This window comes from Burkholderia sp. L27(2015) (genome assembly GCF_009765705.1).
In the GTDB taxonomy this organism is placed as follows: domain Bacteria; phylum Pseudomonadota; class Gammaproteobacteria; order Burkholderiales; family Burkholderiaceae; genus LMUX01.
The window spans coordinates 1-969 of record NZ_LMUX01000014.1 but is presented as its reverse complement, the minus strand read 5'-3'; the positions used below and the strand labels follow the sequence as shown (position 1 = coordinate 969).

Annotated in this window: 2 protein-coding genes; both read right to left on the bottom strand. The window is 60.0% G+C overall.

The window, feature by feature from the left end:
• The coding region (locus tag GSQ77_RS07475; RefSeq protein WP_254067509.1) for a TolC family protein at positions 1–707 on the bottom strand (707 nt) is incomplete at its 3' end.
• Between the two features lie 10 nt (positions 708–717).
• Positions 718–969: efflux RND transporter permease subunit (locus tag GSQ77_RS07470; protein WP_158900640.1), on the bottom strand; the 252-nt coding region annotated here is incomplete at its 5' end.

The window sequence follows — 969 nt, the reverse complement described above, 5'->3', positions numbered from 1 at the left end:
AGCTCGACCGTGCGATTGAACACGTCTAGCTCCGCATCGAGTTGCCGCAGCGTGAAGTAGTTCTGCGCGACGTCAGCTTGCAAGGCGAGCTGCACCGAACGAAACAGCGCTTCGCTTTGCTGCGTGTCGGCCTTGGCTGCATTCACGGTCGACGCTACGCGTCCAAACAGATCGACCTCATATGAACTATTGACCTGTGCGGTCCAGACAGTCTGCGGCGCGGTGCCCACGCCGTTGAATACGTCGAACGAGCCCGGTGATAGTTGCTGACGCGCCGGGCCGAACCCGGTGCCCAGGGTCGGGTAAAGCGCGGCCTTCGCGGTTTGTTGAATCGCACGGGACTCTTTCAAACGCGCCGCAGCCGCCGCCAGATTCTGGTTCGCTGCGAGTGCTTGCGTTTCGTAGTCGTTCAACTGCGCGTCGCCGAACACCTTCCACCACTCGCCGCGTGCAATATCTTCAGCAGGTTGAGCCTGCTTCCAGCTACCCGCTTCCTGCGGGGTCAGCACGGCGGCTTCCTTGAAAGCGGGCGGGTTGGCGGCCACAGGGATTTTATAAGCCGGCGCCAGCGAACAACCCGCCACTACCAGCAACGAGGCCAGCAGCGCCGAACGTCCCGAAAGTACAGGCAGTGCTGCGGGCGTCCTGAATGTCCCCAAGACCTGGAGCGCAGGAAATAGCATTGAGCGTTTTAATAAGTTATTCATGTCGTTGCCCTCAGAGCGCCGTTTCGTCGATGCCATGCACATGCGGGTTGTGACCGTGTTTGTCGAGCATCTGTTTGCTACCGGACAATTTGCGCAGCAACACGTAGAACACCGGGGTCAGCATCAGCCCGAACGAGGTCACGCCCAACATCCCGAAGAACACGGCGATACCCATCGCGTGACGCATTTCCGAACCTGCGCCCGACGACAGCACCAGCGGCACCACACCCATGATGAACGCAATCGAGGTCATCAGAATCGG